Origin of the sequence: Pseudomonas sp. SK2 (assembly GCF_016772395.1) — a bacterium.
Taxonomy (GTDB): Bacteria; Pseudomonadota; Gammaproteobacteria; order Pseudomonadales; family Pseudomonadaceae; genus Aquipseudomonas; species Aquipseudomonas taiwanensis.
The window spans coordinates 2,218,323-2,237,541 of the sequence record NZ_CP061944.1; the positions used below are offsets into that span (position 1 = coordinate 2,218,323).

A 19,219-nucleotide genomic window follows, 5' to 3' on the forward strand; every position below is an offset into this window, starting at 1 on the left:
ACCGCCGTGCTTACCATCTACAACACGCTGAGCAAAACCAAGGAAGTCTTCAAGCCGCTCGATGGCAACAAGGTGCGCATGTACGTCTGCGGCATGACCGTGTACGACTACTGCCACCTGGGCCACGGTCGCAGCATGGTGGCCTTCGACCTGGTCACCCGCTGGCTGCGCAAGAGCGGCTATGAGCTGACCTATGTGCGCAACATCACCGACATCGATGACAAGATCATCAACCGGGCCAACGAGAACGGCGAGTCGTTCGACGCGCTGACTGCCCGAATGATCGACGCGATGCACGAGGACGAGCGCCGCCTGAACATTCTCAAGCCGGACCTGGAACCGCGTGCCACCGACCATATCGCCGGCATGCATGCGATGATCCAGACCCTGATCGACAAAGGCTACGCTTACGCCCCGGGCAATGGCGACGTGTACTACCGCGTCGGCAAGTTCGTCGGTTACGGCAAGCTGTCGCGCAAGAAGATCGAAGACCTGCGCATCGGCGCCCGCATCGAAGTCGACGAAGCCAAGCAGGACCCGTTGGACTTCGTGTTGTGGAAAGGCGTCAAGCCGGGCGAGCCGTACTGGGATTCGCCGTGGGGCCCTGGCCGTCCGGGCTGGCACATCGAGTGCTCGGTGATGTCCACCTGCTGCCTGGGCGAGAGCTTCGACATCCACGGTGGCGGCAGCGACCTTGAGTTTCCGCATCACGAGAACGAGATCGCCCAGAGCGAGGCGGCCACCGGCAAGCAGTACGCCAACGCCTGGATGCACTGCGGCATGATCCGCATCAATGGCGAGAAGATGTCCAAGTCGTTGAACAACTTCTTCACCATTCGCGACGTGCTCGACAAGTATCACCCCGAAGTGGTGCGTTACCTGCTGGTGGCCAGCCATTACCGCAGCGCGATCAACTACTCCGAGGACAGCCTGCGTGATGCCAAGGGCGCCCTGGAGCGGTTCTACCACGCCTTGCGTGGCCTGCCGCGCGTGGCAGCCAAGGGGGGCGAAGAGTTCGTCGAGCGCTTCAGCGTGGCGATGAACGACGACTTCGGTACGCCCGAAGCCTGCGCCGTGCTGTTCGACCTGGTACGCGAGATCAACCGCCTGCGGGAGACTGACCTGGAGGCCGCTGCCGGCCTGGCGGGGCGTCTGCGTGAGTTGGGGGATGTGCTGGGTGTGCTGCAGCTGGAGGCTGATGACTTCCTGCGCGCCGGTGCCGAGGGCAAGGTCGATGCGGCCGAAGTCGAGGCGCTGATCCAGGCGCGTCTGCAGGCACGTGCCGACAAGAACTGGGCTGAATCGGACCGTATCCGCGACCAGCTGACCGCCATGGGCGTGGTGCTGGAAGACAGCAAGGGTGGGACCACCTGGCGTCTGGCCGACTGATCGCGTTAGCGGATCGTTCGCCGGCACGCCGGCACCTACAGGATCTCTCAGTGTCATGTAGGCGCCGGCGTGCCGGCGATTGGGCTGCGAGGCAGTCCCGGTCGTTACTTGGCCAGCCCCGCCAGCGGGCAATGCATCACCAACTTCGCCCCACCGAACTCGCTGGCCCCAATTTCCAGCGCGAACCCATGCAGGTCGACGATCGCCGCCACGATCGACAGCCCCAGCCCGAACCCTGCATGACGGTGACCTTCCTCGCTGCGATAGAAGCGTTTCAACACCGCGGCGCGCTCCTCTTCAGGAATGCCCGGCCCGCTGTCTTCGATGGCGATATGCACCCCGGCCTCGTCCTGGGTCGCCGAGATGACCACACGCCCGCCCTCGGGGGTGAACTTGATCCCGTTGCCGACCAGATTGGCCAGCGCCTCGAACAGCAGTTCCCGGTCGCCGTGTAGCGCCGCCAGTTGCGCGGGCTGTTCCAGATAAAGGCGTATGCCACCGTCCTCGGCCAGCGGCAGGTAGAAGTCATGCAGCTCCACCAGCAGGCCATGCGGATCCAGCTGCACGAAGCCGGCCCGGCGTTGGCGGTCCTCCAGTTCACTGATGCGCAGCAACCCGCGAAAACGCGCCATCAGCGTATCGGTTTCGCCAATCGCCTGGTCCAGCGCCTCGGCTTCGGCCGAGTCGACGGTGCTTTGCTGGCGAATTCGATACAGCTGCGCGCGCAGGCGGGTCAACGGCGTGCGCAGGTCATGGGCAATGTTGTCACACACGCCCTTGACCTCGTGCATCAGCCGCTCGATACGGTCGAGCATGGCATTGACGATGGCCGCCAGCATATCCAGCTCGTCACGCCGTGCCGACAGCGGCAGGCGGTGGGTGAGGTCGCCGGCGACGATCAGTTCGGCCTGGGCCTGGATCGCGCGGATGCGCTTGAGAGGGCGGCGGCGCAGCAGGTACCAGCCAGCGAAGCCTGGGATCAGGGTCAGCGAGATGCCCCAAAGCAAGGCATGCAGGATGATCCGGGTGACCACGAACAACGAGCCATTGTCGCGCACCAGCACTAGCCAGCGGCCATCCTGCACCTTGATGGCCACGGCATCGCAGCTGTCTCGCGGCATGTGCGGGTCATCGGCATCCAGGCAGCGCTTGAGCTCATGCACCTTGCCGTCCAGCCCAAGTTCCTGAGGTATGGCGCGAATACGCCCGCCAATCGGGTTGAGCTGCGCGTCGAACAGGCCATAGGCGTCGAAACTGCGCTCTTCGAAGGCTTGGCTGGCGATCAGGGCATCGTCCAGTTGCTTGCCGCTCATGTGCGCGAACAAGTGCTGGCGCTGCAGCATGGAATGGCGAGTGAGCTTGTTCAGGTAACTGGACACCTCGAAGTACAGCACCCCCATGAGGATGCAACTCCAGGCCACGAACAGGAAGCTGTACAGCGCCAGCAGGCGGCTGGTGGACGAGCTCCAGCCCTTAGACGGGTTCAGCAATGGCATAGCCGGAGCCCCGTACGGTACGGATCAGCGGCGACTGGCCGGGTGAGTCGATCTTCTTGCGCAGACGGCCGATGTGGACGTCGATCAGGTTGGTGCCAGGGTCGAAGTGGTACCCCCAGACTTCTTCGAAAATCATCATCCGCGTGATCACTTGGCCGGCGTGGCGCATCAGGTACTCCAGCAACTTGTACTCGGTGGGCAGCAGGTTGAGGGTCTGCTCGCCGCGACGTGCCTCGTGGCTGATCAAGTCCAGCTCCAGGTCGGCGACCTGCAGGCGGGTCTGGGTCATGGGCACGCTGTTGCGCCGCAGCAGCACTTCGACCCGCGCGGCCATTTCATCCGATGCGAACGGCTTGGTCAGGTAGTCATCCCCGCCGGCGCGCAGGCCACGTACCCGCTCGTCGACATCGGACAGGGCGCTTATCATCAGGATCGGCGTGGCGATCTTCAGGTTGCGCAGGGTGGTGACGATGGTCAGGCCGTCGACCTCGGGCAGCATGCGGTCCAGGGTGATCAGGTCATAACCACCGGCAATGGCCTTGGCCAGGCCTTCACGGCCATTGTCGGCCCAATCCACTTCCAGGCCGTGGCTGGTGAGTTCGGCGACGATTTCCTGGCCGGTGACGGCGTCGTCTTCGATGGTCAGTACGCGTGGCATGCTGGTTCCTGGGCGGCGAATGGAGACTGGATTGTGCCAAAGAATAGACTGCCCGGAATTTAAGAAAAATTCATCTGCCACCGGGTAGCAAGCGTTGGCCGAGCCGCCGCCTCTGCGCCAAGCCGGTTGTTGGGCGGATTTAGATCAATCCTACATTCAGTAGTGAAGCGTCCTACATATATTCGCGGATGTTCTTGGTAGGTTCCGGTCTTTGCCGATTGACAGGCATTGGTCCAACCCACATCAAAGGACATCGGATGTTCAAGTCATATGGCTACGGGGCAATTCGCTTTCTTGCGGACAGGTTGCCCGATGACATGCGCGTGCTGGCCTTCAGCGGCGGCGAAGGCATCAGCAGCCTGTTCTCTTTCGATATCGAACTGGTCAGCGAGCGCGCCGACCTGCCGTTGGAAACACTGCTCAACCAGCAGGCGTTTCTCGCCTTCGACACACGGGGCAGCGGTGTGCATGGCGTGATTTCGCGCTTGCGCCAGGGTGCCAGCGGCAAGCGCCTGACCCACTACCACGCCAGGCTAGAGCCGCAAATGGCCCGCCTGGGACTGCGTCGCAACCACCGCATCTTCCAGGGCCGCACGGTTGCTCAGGTGGTCGCCCGCCTGCTCGAAGAGCACGGCATACTGTCCGACGCCTACCAGTTTCACCTCGCCGAGCCATCACCGCCCCGCGATTACTGCGTGCAATACGCAGAGAGCGACCTGGCCTTCGTCGAGCGGTTGTGCCAGGAAGAGGGCATTCATTACCACTTCGTCCATTCGCCGCAGGGGCATCGGGTGGTGTTCGCCGATCACCAGTCCTATTTCCCGAAACTGGCCACCGCGGTCCCGTTCGTGCCGCCCGCCGGGCTGCAACCCGACGGGCCGGTCATCCAGGCATTCAGTGTGGCGGTGCAGACCACGGTAAGCCGCGTGGAACTGCGCGACCATGACTTTCGCAAGGCCGCTGCGCCGCTGGCCTATGCCAGCCGTAGCAATACCGGGCTACGTGCGCCGGATATCGAGTTTTACGCCTACCCGGGCGGCCTGCGCCAGACGTTGGAGCAGCGCCGTGGCAGCACGATGAGCAAGCGTGCCCTGGAGCGTTGCCGGGTCGACCACCGCCAGGCCCAGGGCGACAGTGATGAACCTCTCCTGGTCAGTGGCCACTTGATGAGCCTGACGGGCCACCCCCGCGCTGACTTCAACGACCTGTGGCTGCTGACCAGCCTACGCCATGAGGGGCGTCAGCCACAGGTATTGGAGGAGAACGGTGGCCAGGAGGGGGCCGTCAGCGAAGCGCCGCGCTATGCCAATCACTTCACTGCCACGCCCTGGGACGTCATCTACCGTCCGGCCATGACCCGTCCCCCGCCGCGCATGCCTGGTTGCCAGGCCGCGCGGGTGACCGGGCCCAAGGGCGAGGAGGTGTACTGCGACGAACTGGGACGGGTCAAGGTGCAGTTTTACTGGGACCGTGAAGGCCAGGGCAACGAACACAGCAGCTGCTGGTTGCGGGTGATGTCGAGTTGGGCCGGTGATCGTCATGGTGCGGTGTGCTTGCCGCGGGTCGGTATGGAAGTGGTGGTGAGCTTTCTCGATGGCGACCCGGACCAACCAGTGGTCAGCGGGTGTCTGCCCGACAGCCTGCACCCTTCACCGTATGCGCTGCCGGACGCCAAGGCCCGTACCGTCTTGCGCAGTCGCAGCCTGGGAGGCAGCGGTGGCTACAACGAGTTGGCCATGGATGACCGCGACGGCAACGAATTGCTGTACCTGCGCGCACAGCGCGATTTCGAGCAATGGGTCGAGCATGACAGCCTGCTGGAGGTCGGCAACCGCCAGCAGGTGCTGGTCAAGGGCGACAGCCACGTCACGCTGGAGGCCGAGGCAGGGTGCACGGTCGGCGGCGACCGCCGTGTCCTGCTGCGCTCCAGCGATCACCTGACCGTCGACCTGGGTCGTCAGGTCCGGGTCGGCACCGTGCTCGCCCAGCATGCCGGTCAGCAAATGCAGCTGTCGGCGGAGCGTGAGGTGGTCGTGGAGGGTGGGGCGAGTATCACCCTGAGAGTCGCAGGTCAGCACCTGGTCATCAATGGCGCCGGGATCTTCGCCAGCAGTCCCGTTCAGCTTGGTGGCGTGCCGGCTGCCAGTCTCGTCGCCAACCCCTTGTCGCCAGGGCAGGGGGGTGGCGTACAGGTACCGGGGGCATTGCCGGCGAGCATGGCGCCGACGCAAGCGGCGTTGATGCAGCAGAGCCGGTTACTCGGAGCGGCCTATTGCCCGGTTTGCGAGGGCTGCCGCGAAGGCGTGGCGGCGTTGGGAGGTGTGCAATGAGGGCGGTATCGCCTCGGGCCTGGATGGCGCAGCAGCGCGCCTGCGGTCGCGAGATTGCCTTGGTGCTGGACAGCGGCTTCGACGAGCGCACGTCCCTGCTCGCGTGCCTGCCGAGCGAGCGCTGGTGTGCGTTTTATGCCCAGACCGAAGTGGCGCACATGGCGACCCTGGGGCCGAGTTGCTTCTTGATTGGCGAGCCCGAGGCGAAGACCGTTCAGGCGCTGCTGGATCAGCCACAACGGCATTGGGGCTGGCTGGCCAGCCTGGCCCCCGATGCGCTGGCCGCCTGGGCTGCGCATTGGCGGGCGCGGCTGTTGATCGGCCAGCGACCGCAGCAGGCGCTGTACCGCTTCCATGACAACCGCATTCTGGCGGCGGCCTTGCAGCGGTTGCCCTCGGCTGCCCTGCCTGCCTACCTGGGGCAGGCCATCAGCATCTGCTACTGGGACGGGCAGCGGTGGGCGCAGGTCGACAACCCGTTGCCCGGTGATCATCCCTTGCCGACAGCGCCTGTTTGGCTGGCGCACGGCTCAGGCAGCGAAGCGGTGTTGCTGGCCAATGCACATCGATTCCTCCTGGCCCACCACTTCGCGGCCTACCTGAAGGTGTTCGAACCCCCTGGTCACCCTGATTGGTTGCGTACGCAACTGGCGCGTGCCCGCGCCTGGGGCTGGGAGACGCCGCAGCAACGCGAGTTCTTGCTGGTGCAGAGCCTGAGTATGCCGGGGTTGGTGTTGCCAGAGGAGTGGGGGCCACAGGCTGGGGAAAGTCCGCAGATGCATCTGCACCGGTTGCGCTATCGCACGGTGGGCTGACGAAACGAGAGGTCAGGGAGCATGAGTGCTCAACGGATGATTAAACAGTTGTGCTGGCTTGGCGGCATGGCGCTACTGGCTGGTTGCGGTGATGACAAGACCAATACCTTTACGTTGATAGGTGAGTTGCCGCCGAATTTTTCCTATCACGGCGTGGCGTGGTACAGGCACGAATCCGACCCCACGTGCGACGCCGGAGGGTTTCGTGGAGTGTCGATCAATAAGGACTGGCGGAAAAACTACCTCCCCGTGACGACCATCGAAATTCGCAAGGTGGTCAAGGGTTGCCCGATGGTGGTGCGGCATTTGGAATTGAAGATACGTGCAAAGTATGGAAATACGATTCATGAAATAGCTGGTGACCCGGCGAATATCGGGGTTTATCAAGTGCTTGATGAAAAGTACCGTCGTGAATTCAATGCGGCGAACGAAGATGTTTTCTATGGGGTGTGTGAGTGGATGTTCAGGACGATGGGTAGGCATCGGATGCTCGTGAAGTTGATGTCATGCAAAAAAGATAACGAGCGTGGTGAGCGTGGTCTGGGCCATCCCTTTGCGGCGTATACGCTCGATCAGCTACCAGGGAAAACGGTGCGGATGAATATTCGAGTGGGCGGTGAAGAGCGTCCGTCTTGGGGAGATACATGGGTGAAGTTTCCAAATGGCTGGAAACGTTGTGCAGGAAAAGGGGCTGAGGATCATAGGGGGTACTGCAATGGAAATTACACCGATTTCAGCGAATTTACGATGCCTGATGGTAGGCGTTGCACAATTTACCCAGGTTGTGAGGAGTGATGGATGAAGTTGGGCGTCAATACTGCCAGGGCAGGAAAACCTATTCTAGGGCTTGGAGTCGTGGCGCTACTGGCTGGTTGCGGTGATGACAAGACCAATACCTTTACGTTGATAGGTGAGTTGCCGCCGAATTTTTCCTATCACGGCGTGGCGTGGTACAGGCACGAATCGGACCCCACGTGCGACGCCGGAGGGTTTCGTGGGGTGTCGATCAATAAGGACTGGCGGAAAAACTACCTCCCCGTGACGACCATCGAAATTCGCAAGGTGGTCAAGGGCTGCCCGATGGTGGTGCGCCATCTGGAGTTGAAGATACGCGCAAAGTATGGAAGTGAATTTCACCAATTCACCGGGGATCCGGCAAATATCGGGATCTATGAAGTGTTGGAGGAAAAGTACCATCGTGAATTCAATGAGGCGAATGAAGATGTTTTCTATGGAGTTTGTCAATGGATGTTCAGGACGATGGGGAGGGATCGGGTGATACGCAAATTGCTGGCATGCAGAAAAGACAATGAGCGCGGAGAGCGTGGTTTGGGCCATCCCTTTGCGGCGTATACGCTCGATCAGCTACCAGGGAAAACGGTGCGGATGAATATTCGAGTGGGCGGTGAAGAGAGTCCGTCTTGGGGAGATACATGGGTTAAGTTTCCAAATGGTTGGAAACGATGTAAGGGAAGGGGGCCTGAGGATGTTAGAGGGTACTGCAACGGAAATCACACCGATTTCAGCGAATTTACGATGCCTGATGGTAGGCGTTGCACAATTTACCCAGGTTGTGAGGAGTGATGGATGAAGTTGGGCGTTAATACTGCCAGGGCAGGAAAACCTATTCTAGGGCTTGGCGTTGTGGCGCTACTGGCTGGTTGCGGTGATGACAAGACCAATACCTTTACGTTGATAGGTGAGTTGCCGCCGAACTTTTCCTATCACGGCGTGGCGTGGTACAGGCACGAATCGGACCCCACGTGCGACGCTGGAGGGTTTCGTGGGGTGTCGATCAATAAGGACTGGCGGAAAAACTACCTCCCCGTGACGACCATCGAAATTCGCAAGATGGTCAAGGGCTGCCCGATGGTGGTGCGGCATCTGGAGTTGAAGATACGTGCAAAGTATGGAAGTGAATTCCACCAATTCACTGGAGATCCGGCAAATATCGGGATCTATGAAGTGTTGGAGGAAAAGTACCATCGTGAATTCAATGAGGCGAACGAAGATGTTTTCTTTGGAGTTTGTCGATGGATGTTCAGGACGATGGGGAGGGATCGGGTGATACGCAAATTGCTGGCATGCAGAAAAGACAATGAGCGCGGAGAGCGTGGTTTGGGCCATCCCTTTGCGGCGTATACGCTCGATCAACTACCAGGGAAAACGGTGCGGATGAATATTCGAGTGGGCGGTGAAGAGCGTCCGTCTTGGGGGGATACATGGGTGAAGTTTCCAAATGGTTGGAAACGATGTGCAGGGGATGGGCCTGATGACCTTCAAGGGTACTGCCATGGAAATTACACCGATTTCAGCGAATTTACGATGCCTGATGGTAGGCGTTGCACAATTTATCCAGGCTGTGAGGAGTGAGTTTTGAAGGAAAATTACTCTCTGGCAACAGAGTTGGCCGACTCGTTGGGTGGCCGAATGTTGCAGTGCCCTGATCGTGGGTGCGAAACCACATTTCAGCTAGTGGACGAAAAGGGTTCAGGCGAACCCTATGCCGGTCTGTATTATGAAGTGGTCGACAGTGAGGGCGTAAGTTACAACGGGACGCTTGATCCAGGAGGGCGTGGGGTCGTCTCCAATCATCATCACGGTGCGGTCTCACTTCGATTCGAAAGCGAATATGTTGGCACTGACAAGCTTTACAGCGGCCTCATGCAACGAGAGTATTTCCCTCTGAAGATTACAGAGATTCAGGTGCGCGCAGAACAAACGCGTCATGTGAATGCTGATGGCTCCAGAACGACAAGTAACCCTGCCCAAGCGACAACCAACCATTTTTATCAGGTCGAGATCAGCGAGCTGGTGCGATACAACTGTCATTTACCACCTTTGGTTGATCGTAGTTTTCACCCCAACAAAGCACTCAGTGCCATCATGGGAAAGTATGGCGAGCGCGGCGTATGCCTCGCGCCTCAGGCTCATACTGTGCTTGAAGTGCGTCCGCTCCGGGCATTGCGACCGCTGCTATCGGCGAACGCCGAGTTCTGTGCGCTGAACTTGTATCAGTTGGCGTTGATGGCGACGCTCAGCTACAACCCATTTGGACAGGACCCGGACGAGCACCCCGTGCTGGCTTCTACGGTCAGCTTTCCGTTCATACCCACCAGTGGTAACTGGTTCGGGAGTGCGTTGAACACGTTCAATGAAATCTGGCGTGTCGACCCAGAGCAATCGGAACCCATGTACCCAATACTCGAAGAGGTGGCCTATTCCAGACGTCTGGAAATCGTGCCGTTTGACCCCGCTCTGTATCCAGTGAACGACCCAAGCCTGGGAAACGACCAACAAAATCCGGCGCGCTTGCATTTTTTGGATGACAGAGGTCTCAGCGATGCAACGGACACCCAGGCCTTCATCACTCACACATCTGAATATGCTCTGATTGCAATACGCGGAACAAACGAAGCAGCGGACTTTCTTCGAGATGTTGACGCACTCCAAGTGCCCTTCGAGCAAGGAGAAGGTCGCGTCCATCGTGGTTTTTATGAGTCAGCGCTCAAGGCCTTTGATTTCGCGATGTCGTACCTTGATCAGTTCGACTATTCAAAGAATCTCATCATCTGCGGCCACAGTCTTGGCGGAGCAGTTGCCTTGATCCTGGCCGAAATGCTGCGCCGCACTTCCAAAGAGTTTGCCATCCAACTCTACACCTACGGCGCCCCCCGCGCCGGTGACGTCACCTTCACCCGCAACGCTGCCGACCTCATCCACCACCGCATCGTCAACCATGACGACGTCATCCCCAACGCCCCGCTACCCTGGATGAACCCGCGCTACGACGTCATGGCCCAAGGCGCCTTGGTGATGCAGATCGATGCCATGCTTGGCATGAAAATCCTGCGCACAGGCCTGGTCAACCAGGAGGGCGAACATTACGAACATCACGGCAACCTGCGCCATTTCATGCCGATCGCGCTGACGCCGCACACATCGTCGGCCATTCTGTGGAGCCCGGGCTGCGATACCATCACCGATCAGGCCCTGTGCAGTCGCTACCTGCGCAAGGTCGATGGTTTGCCGGAGCTTCGCTCGATCAGTGTTGCGGATCACGCCATGACGGCCGGTTACCTACCGGCCTGCTGGGCAGTGTTGCGCCGCCACCAGCAAGCACTGGCCGATCGGGCACCTGCGGTCACCCGACGAGAACTACAGCTGGTCGAAGAGGCCTTGAAGTCTATCAGCGAACAGTTGGTCAGGCGCCGAGCACGTCTGGCTGGCGGTGACCATTACGCGCGCACCCATGAGCCAAGCCAAAAGCAGGTGGAGCAGGAGTTGAGCCGTATCAGTGTCACTCGCGAGCGCCTGGCGACCTTGAACCATGCTCCTATCAGTGCAGCCGATATCTATGGCGAGCATGCTGGCACACCTCATCTCATGGCCGCATTGGCGCGCTGGCATGCCCATGCGCAGAACGCCCGAACCGAACCGCTTGCCCAGGCACCCGCTGAGTTGGCGCCCGTCGAGCCCGTGACGCCAGCCATGACCTACAACGACATCCTCGCCTACCTGGATGCTGTGGACGACCCGAATGACCCGCTGAACCTCATATGAAAAAGGGGCACACCCACAAAGGCATGCCCCTTTTGACTGGCGCGTGGGCTATCAGGCGACCTTGACGATCCAGCCCGCTGGCGCTTCGACGTCACCGCTCTGGATGCCGGTCAGCTCGTTGTAGAGCTTCTGGGTAACGGGGCCGACTTTTTCCAGGTCATGGAATACATGCAGCTTGCCGTTGTATTCGATACCACCGATCGGGGTGATCACGGCAGCGGTACCGCAGGCACCGGCTTCGACGAAGCGGCCGAGATTGTTGATCTCGACATCGCCTTCGACCACGGTCAGGCCCAGGCGCGATTGCGCCAGTTCCATCAGCGACAGGCGGGTGATACCCGGCAGTACCGAGGCCGATTTCGGGGTGACGAATTCGTTGTCGGCGGTGATGCCAAAGAAGTTGGCCGAACCGACTTCCTCGATCTTCGAGTGGGTCAGTGGGTCCAGGTAGATGGCGTCGGCGAAGTGCGCCTTCTTGGCTTCGGCGCCCGGCAGCAGGCTGGCTGCGTAGTTGCCACCGACCTTGGCCGCACCGGTGCCTTGCGGGGCTGCGCGGTCGAAGCTGGAAATCTGGAAGTTGTGCGGCTTCATGCCGCCCTTGAAGTACGAGCCTACCGGGATGGCGAAGATCGAGAAGATGAACTCGGGGGCGGTGCGCACGCCGATGTTGTCACCGGTACCGATCACGAACGGACGCAGGTACAGGGCACCTTTGCCGTGCGGCGGAACGAACTTCTCGTTAGCCTTGACCACTTGCTTGCAGGCTTCGATGAATACATCGGTCGGCACTTGCGGCATCAGCAGGCGTGCGCAGCTGCGCTGCATGCGTGCGGCGTTCTGGTCGGGGCGGAACAGGTTGATCGAGCCGTCCTTGCAACGATAGGCCTTCAGGCCTTCGAAGCACTGCTGGCCATAGTGCAGGGCGGTGGAGCCTTCACTGATGTGCAGCACATTGTCTTCGGTCAGGGTGCCTTTGTCCCACTCGCCGTTGCGCCACACGGACAGGTAGCGCTTGTCGGTCTTGATGTAGTCGAAACCCAGCTTGTCCCAGTTAATGCTCTCGTTACTCATGACACCCTCGATTGTCTTGCAGATGCCCGATCTACTCGGGCTGCTGTGATATGCGCACCTCGCCACGATAATACATCCGTCGCGGATCGGGAACGGCCAGTCACGAATTGGCTGCCGCTCACGTCAATCGGCCTGCCTGTCAGCGCTCCTGCAGGCGTCGGTTCCAGTCACCGCCATGGCGGCGGGCGCAGGCCTCTTCGCTGTCGAAACGCACGTGCCAGGCCACATGGTCCAGACGAATGCTGGCTTCGTCGAGCGCCTGGGCTGTCAGTGCCAGCATACGCGCCTTCTGAGGGCTGCCCAGGGCTGCGTCCTTGTCCGCTTCGCGGTCGAATACCCAGGTAATACGCAGGCTGCCGGGGAATGCATCGGGATCCAGGCGATGGGTGAGCCAGGCGAAACCGACAATTTCGGCCTTGGCGGTTTCACAGGCTTCGGTCAGGCAGGCGATCAGTTCGCGCTCCCTACGCGCCAGTTCACGTTTGTTCAGGGCTTTCACCAGGCCTCCTGGCGGCAGTGTGTGGAAAAAACCGTCACTTTAGCGCAGTTAATGTCGAGGTTGGTTTTTGCACGGGCGGGGGCAGGCGTGATAGAACGCAGGGGTGCCATTCAGAAGTTGAATACCCAGATGTCCATCAGCGCTAAATCGAATAGAGCCCTCTTCGACCTCGACTTGCTCCGAGCCATTGTCGTGGTGGCCGACTGCGGCAGCTTCACCACGGCCGCGGCACGCTTGCACTCGACACAGTCGACCATCAGCCAGAAGGTTCGCCGCCTGGAAGAAATGGTTGGCCACCGCCTGCTGGTGCGTGGCAATCGTGACGTGCTGCCCACCGATGCCGGTCAGACCCTGCTCGGTTATGCCCGCCACATGCTGGCGTTGAACGACCAGATGCTCGAAGCCTTGGCCGGTGCCATGGTCGGCGTGACCGTACGCCTTGGCGTGCCGGAGGACTTCGTCGGCGGACGCACCACCCATGCGTTGTCGGCGTTCAGTCGCCAGCACCCGCAGGTCAAGCTGGAGGTCACCAGTGGGCTGTGTCGCGACCTCAGCCAGTCCTATGACAACGGTGAACTGGACTTGGTGTTGCTCAAGCAGCGGCGCAACAGCCGCGAAGGGGTGGCGTGCTGGCCGGAGCGGTTGCAGTGGATCGACAGCGTGCGCCTGCCATCGTTCGAGCTCGACCCGGTACCCTTGGTCACGTTTCCTCCGCGCGGGCTGTATCGCGATGACATGATCAGCGCCATCGAGGGCATGGGGCGGCGCTGGCGCATCAGCTTCACGAGTTCGAGCCTGAGCGGGATCCAGGCCGCGGTGGCCGATGGGATGGGCATCAGCCTGCTGCCACCACGGGCCGCGACCGGTGAGCATCGCACCCTCGGGCTGGCGCAAGGGCTGCCGGAGGTGGACAGTTATGAAATCGTGATCCTGCATCGCCCGACAGCAGATGTGATGGTCAAGGCGCTGGCGGATGTGCTCAAGCAAATGCTGGCTGTGGACGGGATCTGACAGCCCCCCCCTTGCCGTGCGGCGGACGTTGCGCGGCTGCCGCGATCCGCGCTCGCGCGATCAATGCACGGTCTTGCGCTGCCTGACACACCCCGCAGCTTGCACCGTCAGTTCATCCAGCCATTCATCACGCTGCTGTTCAGCGTCGATCATGGCGTCCTCGCCTTGCTGGTTGAGCAGGTAGGTATGGATCTGGTGCACTTCCGTGGTCTGGTAGATCGGCGCGATATCCAGTCGGCCAATCAGCGCGCCGCTGGCGTGGCCGGTGCTGCTCATCAATACCTGCGGCCCATTGGCGGCCACCACTTGCATTCCCATGCTTTCGAACCACGGTACCTGGCCGGCGAAGGCGTTGAGCTCGACGCAGGCGTAGCGCGTCTTGAGGTCCGTCAGCAGGGCACGGGCGATGCCCTGGCGGCGGTGGCTTGGCCGTACCGCAAGAAAGGTCAGCGCGCAGGCCTGGTCGTTGTCCTGGGCCGGTAACGCCAGGGCGAACCCGAGCAGTTGGTCCGGTGCATCGGCGTCCAGGGCGAGGGTCAGTGTCACCCGCAGCCCACGCGTGCCGTCCAGGGCCTGGAGATACTGGTGTACCTCCATGCCAACGCCGTACTGATACAACGGGTACAGCGGATTCTCGACGCGGATGGCGACGCTGCTCAGGTCGCCGACGTTTTCGATCACCAGTTGGCGAATCTGGTTCTGGAAGGACTCGGGCGGCACGCTGTCGAGGCGGCTCAGGATGAACATCGGTGGACGGGCTCCGGCTGGCAAGGGCTTAGGCTGCGCCACGCTGGCGCAGGACCCACAGTCTACCCGTTTTTGCCGAGCAGGCTCAGGCCCGCAGCGCCGCCAGCATCAGGTCCAGGTTCTGCACGGCCGCGCCCGATGCACCTTTGCCCAGGTTGTCGAACACCGCCGTCAGCAGCACCTGGCCATGCGCGGGGTTGGCATACAGCGCCAGTCGCAGGTCGTTGCTGTCGTTCAGGGCTTCAGGGTCGAGCGCTGCCGCTGGCCCGTGCTGGTGCAGTGGCATCACCTGGACATGGCGCGCGCCCTGGTAATGCTGCTCCAGGCAGGCCTGCAGCTGTTCGGCGCGGACGTTGCCTGGCAGCAGGCGCAACTGCACGGCAATGCTCAGCACGATGCCCTGGCGATAGGCGCCATAACCTGGCAGGAACATCGGCCGTTGCGACAGCCCGGCATGTTGCTGGATCTCCGGCACGTGTTTGTGCGCCAGTTCCAGTCCATAGAGTTGCAGGGCAGGGGGGCTGTCTGCTGACGCCTGTTCGTAGCGCTCGACCGCTGATCGGCCACCGCCGGAGTACCCGGAAATGGCATGAATGCTCAGGGGGTAGTCGGCTGGTAGTAGTCCGGCCTTGATCAGCGGGCGCAACAGGGCGATGGCGCCGGTGGGGTAGCAGCCAGGGTTACTGACGCGTTTGGCTTGGGCGATGCGCTCAGCCTGCTGCTCATCCAGCTCTGGCAAACCATAGACCCAGCCGGGGGTTGTGCGGTGGGCGGAGCTGGCGTCGATCACGCGTACGGCCGGGTTGCGCAGCGCTGCAACGGCTTCGCGGGCGGCGTCGTCGGGCAGGCAGAGCAGGGCGATGTCGGCATTGTTGATGGCCTCTGCGCGGCGTTGTGGGTGCTTTCGGTCAGCCTCGGGGAGGGTAATCAGGCGCAGGTCGTCGCGGCCTTGCAAGCGGGCGTGAATGTGCAGGCCAGTGGTGCCTTGGTCGCCGTCGATGAAGACAAGTGGCGTGTGCATGGTCGAGTTCCGGTGGCGGAGGGATGGCCTATGCTCGCGCGTCGCTGGACTAAAGAAAATTTGAATATCATGATGCTTGTATTCATAAATTCTGAATTAACACCATGCGAGAAATCAGCCTGGATCGACTTCGTACCTTGGTGGTGATCGCCGATATGGGGTCGTTCGCCGAAGCGGCCCGACAGCTCAACCTGGCGCCTGCGACCATCAGTCTCCATGTAGCGGAACTGGAGGCACGGGTCGGGGCTGCGCTGCTGCTGCGCAACCGCAGCCAGGTTCGGCCTACCGCCCTCGGCGAAACCCTGCTGGTGCGTGCCCGCCGCCTGCTGGCCGATGCCGACCTGGCGCTGGACGAGGTGCGCCGGCAGGTCGAGGGCCTGACGGGGCGCGTGCGACTGGGAGCCTCGACCGGCGCCATCGCCCACCTGCTGCCCCAGGCATTGGAGCACCTGCGCCAGACGCATCCAGGGGTCGATGTGCAGGTACAGGTGCTGACCTCCCAGGCTTCGCTGACACGGCTGCGTGACGGCACGCTGGATATTGGCCTGGTGGCATTGCCGCAGGTGGCGGGCAAAGGGCTGAGGGTCACACCCTGGCGGCGTGACCCGATCATGGCCTTCATGCCCAGTGACTGGCAGCCTCCGGCCAAGGTGACGCCAGCCTGGCTGGGGCAGCGCGCATTGATCCTCAATGACAACAGCACCCAGCTGTCACGGGTGACCGCCGAGTGGTTCGCGGCGGCCGGGTTGTACCCGGTACCGCGCATCGAACTGAACTACAACGATGCGATCAAGAGCCTGGTGGGCGCGGGGTATGGCGCGACATTGCTGCCTCAGGAGGGCGCAGCGGCAGAGTTCGACCCCAGGGTTGCCCGGCGCCCGTTGCGACCGGGGTTGTGGCGGCAGTTGGGTATTGCCTGCCGGGAAGGGGAGCACGACCGGGCCACGGGGTATGTGCTGGAGGCGTTGGAGCGGTTGCGGCAGTAGACTGGCTCATTGCCGATGTGCTTGAAGAGGCCCGATACTCACTCCGCTGGCGGCTGGGTTTCGGTGACCGGGCGACTGAAGGCGCCATTGCGGACTTGAAAAAAGGTCCGCAGGCCATTTCAATCGATACTTCATGTAATCAATAGAGTCGCCATGACCCGCCATTTCGATGACCTGCAACTGGGTAGCCTGGAGCTGTTCTGCCTTGCCGCCGACACCGGTAGTTTCACGGCGGCCGCTAACGAGGCCGGCGTTACCCCAGCAGCGGTGAGTCGCAGCGTGGCCCGCCTGGAGGAGCGTCTGGGGGTGCGGTTGTTCGTGCGTACCACCCGCCATATGCGCCTGTCTGAGGCCGGCCTGGCGTATTACCAGCAATGCCGCCAGGCACTGGGGCAGCTGGTCGAGGCCGAGCGCCAGGTCGCCGGTGGGCAGCTCGAGCCCAGTGGCCGGCTGCGCATCAGCGCCCCGACACCCTATGCCCATCACCGTCTGCTGCCGCTGCTGCCGCGCTTTCGTGAGCTGTACCCGCAGGTGCAAATCGATGTGCACGTCAGCAATCGCAATGTCGATTTCGCCGACGAGCCGTTCGATCTCGCCATTCGCGGTCGTGAGCCCGCGGATTCGCGGCTGGTGGCAAGGCGGCTGGAAGATGCCGAGCTGGTGGTGGTGGCAACGCCCGGCTACTTGGCCCGGGCCGGCGTGCCACAGGTGCCCGAAGACCTGCTTCGGCATGAATGCATCCAGTTCGAGCTCCCCAGCAGCGGCCGCCGTCCGCCCTGGAGCTTTCGCCAGGACGGTCGGCAGCTGGAGCTGGAGACCCACGGATCGTTCACCTGCCAGGGCGACTTCCTGGCCACCGCCACGCTGGTACGCCATGGCGCGGGCTTGATGCAGGCCTATCGCTTCACGGTACAGGATGCTCTGGAGCGTGGCGAGCTGGTGGAAGTGTTGCGTGATTTTGGCGGCACTTCACGGCCGTTCATGTTGATCTACCCACAGGCGCGGCACATGCCCTTGCGGGTGCGGGTGCTGATCGACTTTCTGTTCAGCGGTGCAAGCCTGGGGCAGGCCCGCACTGTGGCAGGGCTGCCCACACGCCCTTAGGCTGTGTACGAAAAGCCTTGATACTCGGTGATGCTGCGTTGAAAACAGCCTTGCCTGACCTTCGTTCCAAGCCTTTTCCCACAGCCCCTAGAACCAGCGGTCGTTCTTCTTGCGGCCTCGGCTCAGCGACGGCAGGATCAGCCCGGCCAGCAAACCTGCGCCAGCGATGCTACCGCCATAGACCATGTAGCGCATCATCACCTGCTTGTTCTCGTCGCCCAGGCGCGCCTGGGTGTCGCGCAAGCTGGACTGGCTCTGGTCGAGCTGTTCACTGAGCGCCTTGTTGCGCGCCTCCAGCTCATCGATCAGTTTCTTGCGTGAGTCGAGGGTTTCCTGCATACCCTGCACGCGGTTCTTCCAGCTGTCGTCGATGGTTTTCAGCTGACCGGACAACTCCGCCACCTGGGCATCGAGTTGCGGCAGGCGTTCGCTCTGGCCTGGCACCGACTGCAAGTCGGTGCTGAGGATCCACACCAAGTCGCCATTCTGCCCGCGTACCTGACTGTAGTTACCCTGGCTGCCAATGAGCGTGACCTTTTGTCCGGACTTGAGGTTGCCGACGATGCGGTGGCCATCGGTAGGGCCACTGCGCACGTAGGTGGTCAGGCTGTCACTGACCCAGCGCGCATCGCTGGCGGGTTCTTCAGCATGCACCGGAACGGCGAGGGCCACCAGCGCGGCGATCAGGCTGCCGCGCAGGGCAGGGAGGACAGGGGCAGAGGGGCGGGAATCAGGCATGTTGGGTCTTCGCTGGAACTGGACAGAAAATGGCCCGGTGAATAGGCCGGTGAACCGGTCGCTGGTTTGACCGTCAGGGAATGACCGCATTTTTGTAGGCAGGTTCACTGCCTAATGTCGGAAATGTCTGCAGAATGTTGCAGGGATGCACGCGAGCCAAGGCGCTAGACTGATGGTTCCTTCAACGCTCCTGGAGCATGGCCATGACTGCCAAGAACACCCTCTGCCTCTGGTTCGACAAGGATGCGCAAGCAGCGGCGAACTTCTATGCCAGTGTTTTCCCCGATAGTCGGGTAGTCGCCGTGCACAAGGCGCCGGCTGACTTCCCCTCGGGCAAGGTCGGCGACGTGATCACTGTGGAATTCATCGTCATGGGCTTACCCTGCGTAGGCATCAATGGGGGCACGGCGTTCAAGCAGACCGAGGCGTTTTCGTTCCAGGTCTGTACCGAAGACCAAGCCGAAACCGACCGTTTCTGGAACGCCATCGTGGGCAACGGCGGCCAGGAAAGCGTGTGTGGTTGGTGCAAGGATAAGTGGGGGGTGTCATGGCAGATCACGCCCAGAGTGTTGCTCGAGTCCTTCAGTCACCCTGATCCCGCAGCGGCCAAGCGAGCGTTCGAGGCGATGATGACCATGGGCAAGATCGATGTGGCTGCCATCGAGGCGGCATTGAAAGGCTGACCGGCAAGACTGGCAGGCCTTGGCGGCGGGTGGGCTCTAGGCTCTGTACGTAAAGCTTTGATACTCGGTGACGCTGCGTTGAAAACAGCCTCGGAATGCTCATTTACA

At 61.6% G+C, this 19,219-nt stretch carries 18 protein-coding genes; 11 read left to right on the plus strand and 7 right to left on the minus strand.

What is annotated here, in order from left to right:
• Nucleotides 1-6: 6 nt before the first annotated feature.
• On the plus strand, nucleotides 7-1,389 hold the full coding sequence (gene cysS / locus IF103_RS09875) for a cysteine--tRNA ligase (RefSeq protein WP_104881890.1): 1,383 nt from the start codon (nucleotides 7-9) through the stop codon (nucleotides 1,387-1,389).
• A gap of 104 nt (nucleotides 1,390-1,493) precedes the next feature.
• Here the strand turns inward: cysS and IF103_RS09880 are convergent, their stop codons facing one another.
• Both IF103_RS09880 and IF103_RS09885 read right to left on the minus strand, forming a co-directional pair.
• Nucleotides 1,494-2,885: a sensor histidine kinase gene (locus tag IF103_RS09880; protein WP_202676064.1), complete on the minus strand. Its 1,392-nt coding sequence runs from the start codon at nucleotides 2,883-2,885 to the stop codon at nucleotides 1,494-1,496.
• Complete coding sequence (locus tag IF103_RS09885; RefSeq protein ID WP_023380120.1) at nucleotides 2,863-3,543, minus strand: response regulator transcription factor; 681 nt, start codon at nucleotides 3,541-3,543, stop codon at nucleotides 2,863-2,865. The genes IF103_RS09880 and IF103_RS09885 overlap by 23 nt, the downstream gene beginning before the upstream one ends.
• 257 nt (nucleotides 3,544-3,800) lie before the next feature.
• Between IF103_RS09885 and IF103_RS09890 the strand changes: the two genes are divergently transcribed.
• From IF103_RS09890 to IF103_RS09915, 6 genes are read left to right on the plus strand one after another with little or no spacing between them, the layout of a single operon-like run.
• A complete protein-coding gene (locus tag IF103_RS09890) occupies nucleotides 3,801-5,873 on the plus strand; it encodes a type VI secretion system Vgr family protein (RefSeq protein ID WP_202676065.1) in 2,073 nt (690 codons plus the stop codon).
• Complete coding sequence (locus IF103_RS09895) at nucleotides 5,870-6,688, plus strand: DUF4123 domain-containing protein (protein ID WP_023380122.1); 819 nt, start codon at nucleotides 5,870-5,872, stop codon at nucleotides 6,686-6,688. The genes IF103_RS09890 and IF103_RS09895 overlap by 4 nt, the downstream gene beginning before the upstream one ends.
• Nucleotides 6,689-6,709: 21 nt before the next feature.
• Entirely contained in the window at nucleotides 6,710-7,483 is a 774-nt protein-coding gene (locus IF103_RS09900) for a hypothetical protein (RefSeq protein WP_252189435.1), read from the plus strand.
• Nucleotides 7,484-7,486: 3 nt separating this feature from the next.
• Complete coding sequence (locus tag IF103_RS09905; protein WP_023380124.1) at nucleotides 7,487-8,272, plus strand: hypothetical protein; 786 nt, start codon at nucleotides 7,487-7,489, stop codon at nucleotides 8,270-8,272.
• Between the two features lie 3 nt (nucleotides 8,273-8,275).
• Complete coding sequence (locus IF103_RS09910) at nucleotides 8,276-9,061, plus strand: hypothetical protein (RefSeq protein ID WP_023380125.1); 786 nt, start codon at nucleotides 8,276-8,278, stop codon at nucleotides 9,059-9,061.
• 3 nt (nucleotides 9,062-9,064) lie between these two features.
• On the plus strand, nucleotides 9,065-11,251 hold the full coding sequence (locus tag IF103_RS09915; RefSeq protein WP_238546546.1) for a lipase family protein: 2,187 nt from the start codon (nucleotides 9,065-9,067) through the stop codon (nucleotides 11,249-11,251).
• A gap of 51 nt (nucleotides 11,252-11,302) precedes the next feature.
• On the opposite strand, the gene IF103_RS09920 is transcribed toward IF103_RS09915, so the two are convergent.
• Nucleotides 11,303-12,322 (minus strand): branched-chain amino acid aminotransferase, encoded by a 1,020-nt coding sequence (locus IF103_RS09920; protein ID WP_023380128.1) that lies wholly within the window; start codon nucleotides 12,320-12,322, stop codon nucleotides 11,303-11,305.
• Between the two features lie 139 nt (nucleotides 12,323-12,461).
• On the minus strand, nucleotides 12,462-12,821 hold the full coding sequence (locus tag IF103_RS09925; RefSeq protein ID WP_202676066.1) for a hypothetical protein: 360 nt from the start codon (nucleotides 12,819-12,821) through the stop codon (nucleotides 12,462-12,464).
• Nucleotides 12,822-12,950: 129 nt separating this feature from the next.
• Here IF103_RS09925 and IF103_RS09930 point away from each other — a divergent pair, with 129 nt between their 5' ends.
• Entirely contained in the window at nucleotides 12,951-13,832 is an 882-nt protein-coding gene (locus IF103_RS09930) for a LysR family transcriptional regulator (protein WP_023380130.1), read from the plus strand.
• 60 nt (nucleotides 13,833-13,892) lie between these two features.
• On the opposite strand, the gene IF103_RS09935 is transcribed toward IF103_RS09930, so the two are convergent.
• Together IF103_RS09935 and argC are read right to left on the minus strand one after the other, a co-directional pair.
• Nucleotides 13,893-14,579 (minus strand): GNAT family N-acetyltransferase, encoded by a 687-nt coding sequence (locus IF103_RS09935; RefSeq protein ID WP_023380131.1) that lies wholly within the window; start codon nucleotides 14,577-14,579, stop codon nucleotides 13,893-13,895.
• A gap of 85 nt (nucleotides 14,580-14,664) precedes the next feature.
• Entirely contained in the window at nucleotides 14,665-15,600 is a 936-nt protein-coding gene (gene argC / locus IF103_RS09940) for an N-acetyl-gamma-glutamyl-phosphate reductase (protein ID WP_023380132.1), read from the minus strand.
• 104 nt (nucleotides 15,601-15,704) lie between these two features.
• Here argC and IF103_RS09945 point away from each other — a divergent pair, with 104 nt between their 5' ends.
• Both IF103_RS09945 and IF103_RS09950 read left to right on the plus strand, forming a co-directional pair.
• Nucleotides 15,705-16,586 (plus strand): LysR family transcriptional regulator, encoded by an 882-nt coding sequence (locus IF103_RS09945; RefSeq protein ID WP_202676067.1) that lies wholly within the window; start codon nucleotides 15,705-15,707, stop codon nucleotides 16,584-16,586.
• A gap of 153 nt (nucleotides 16,587-16,739) precedes the next feature.
• Nucleotides 16,740-17,690, plus strand: coding sequence for a LysR family transcriptional regulator (locus IF103_RS09950; RefSeq protein WP_023380134.1), 951 nt, complete (start codon nucleotides 16,740-16,742; stop codon nucleotides 17,688-17,690).
• 87 nt (nucleotides 17,691-17,777) lie between these two features.
• Here IF103_RS09950 and IF103_RS09955 read toward each other — a convergent pair whose 3' ends face one another.
• Entirely contained in the window at nucleotides 17,778-18,428 is a 651-nt protein-coding gene (locus IF103_RS09955) for a TIGR04211 family SH3 domain-containing protein (RefSeq protein ID WP_202676068.1), read from the minus strand.
• Nucleotides 18,429-18,631: 203 nt separating this feature from the next.
• Here IF103_RS09955 and IF103_RS09960 point away from each other — a divergent pair, with 203 nt between their 5' ends.
• Complete coding sequence (locus tag IF103_RS09960; RefSeq protein ID WP_104881885.1) at nucleotides 18,632-19,111, plus strand: VOC family protein; 480 nt, start codon at nucleotides 18,632-18,634, stop codon at nucleotides 19,109-19,111.
• Nucleotides 19,112-19,219: the final 108 nt, after the last annotated feature.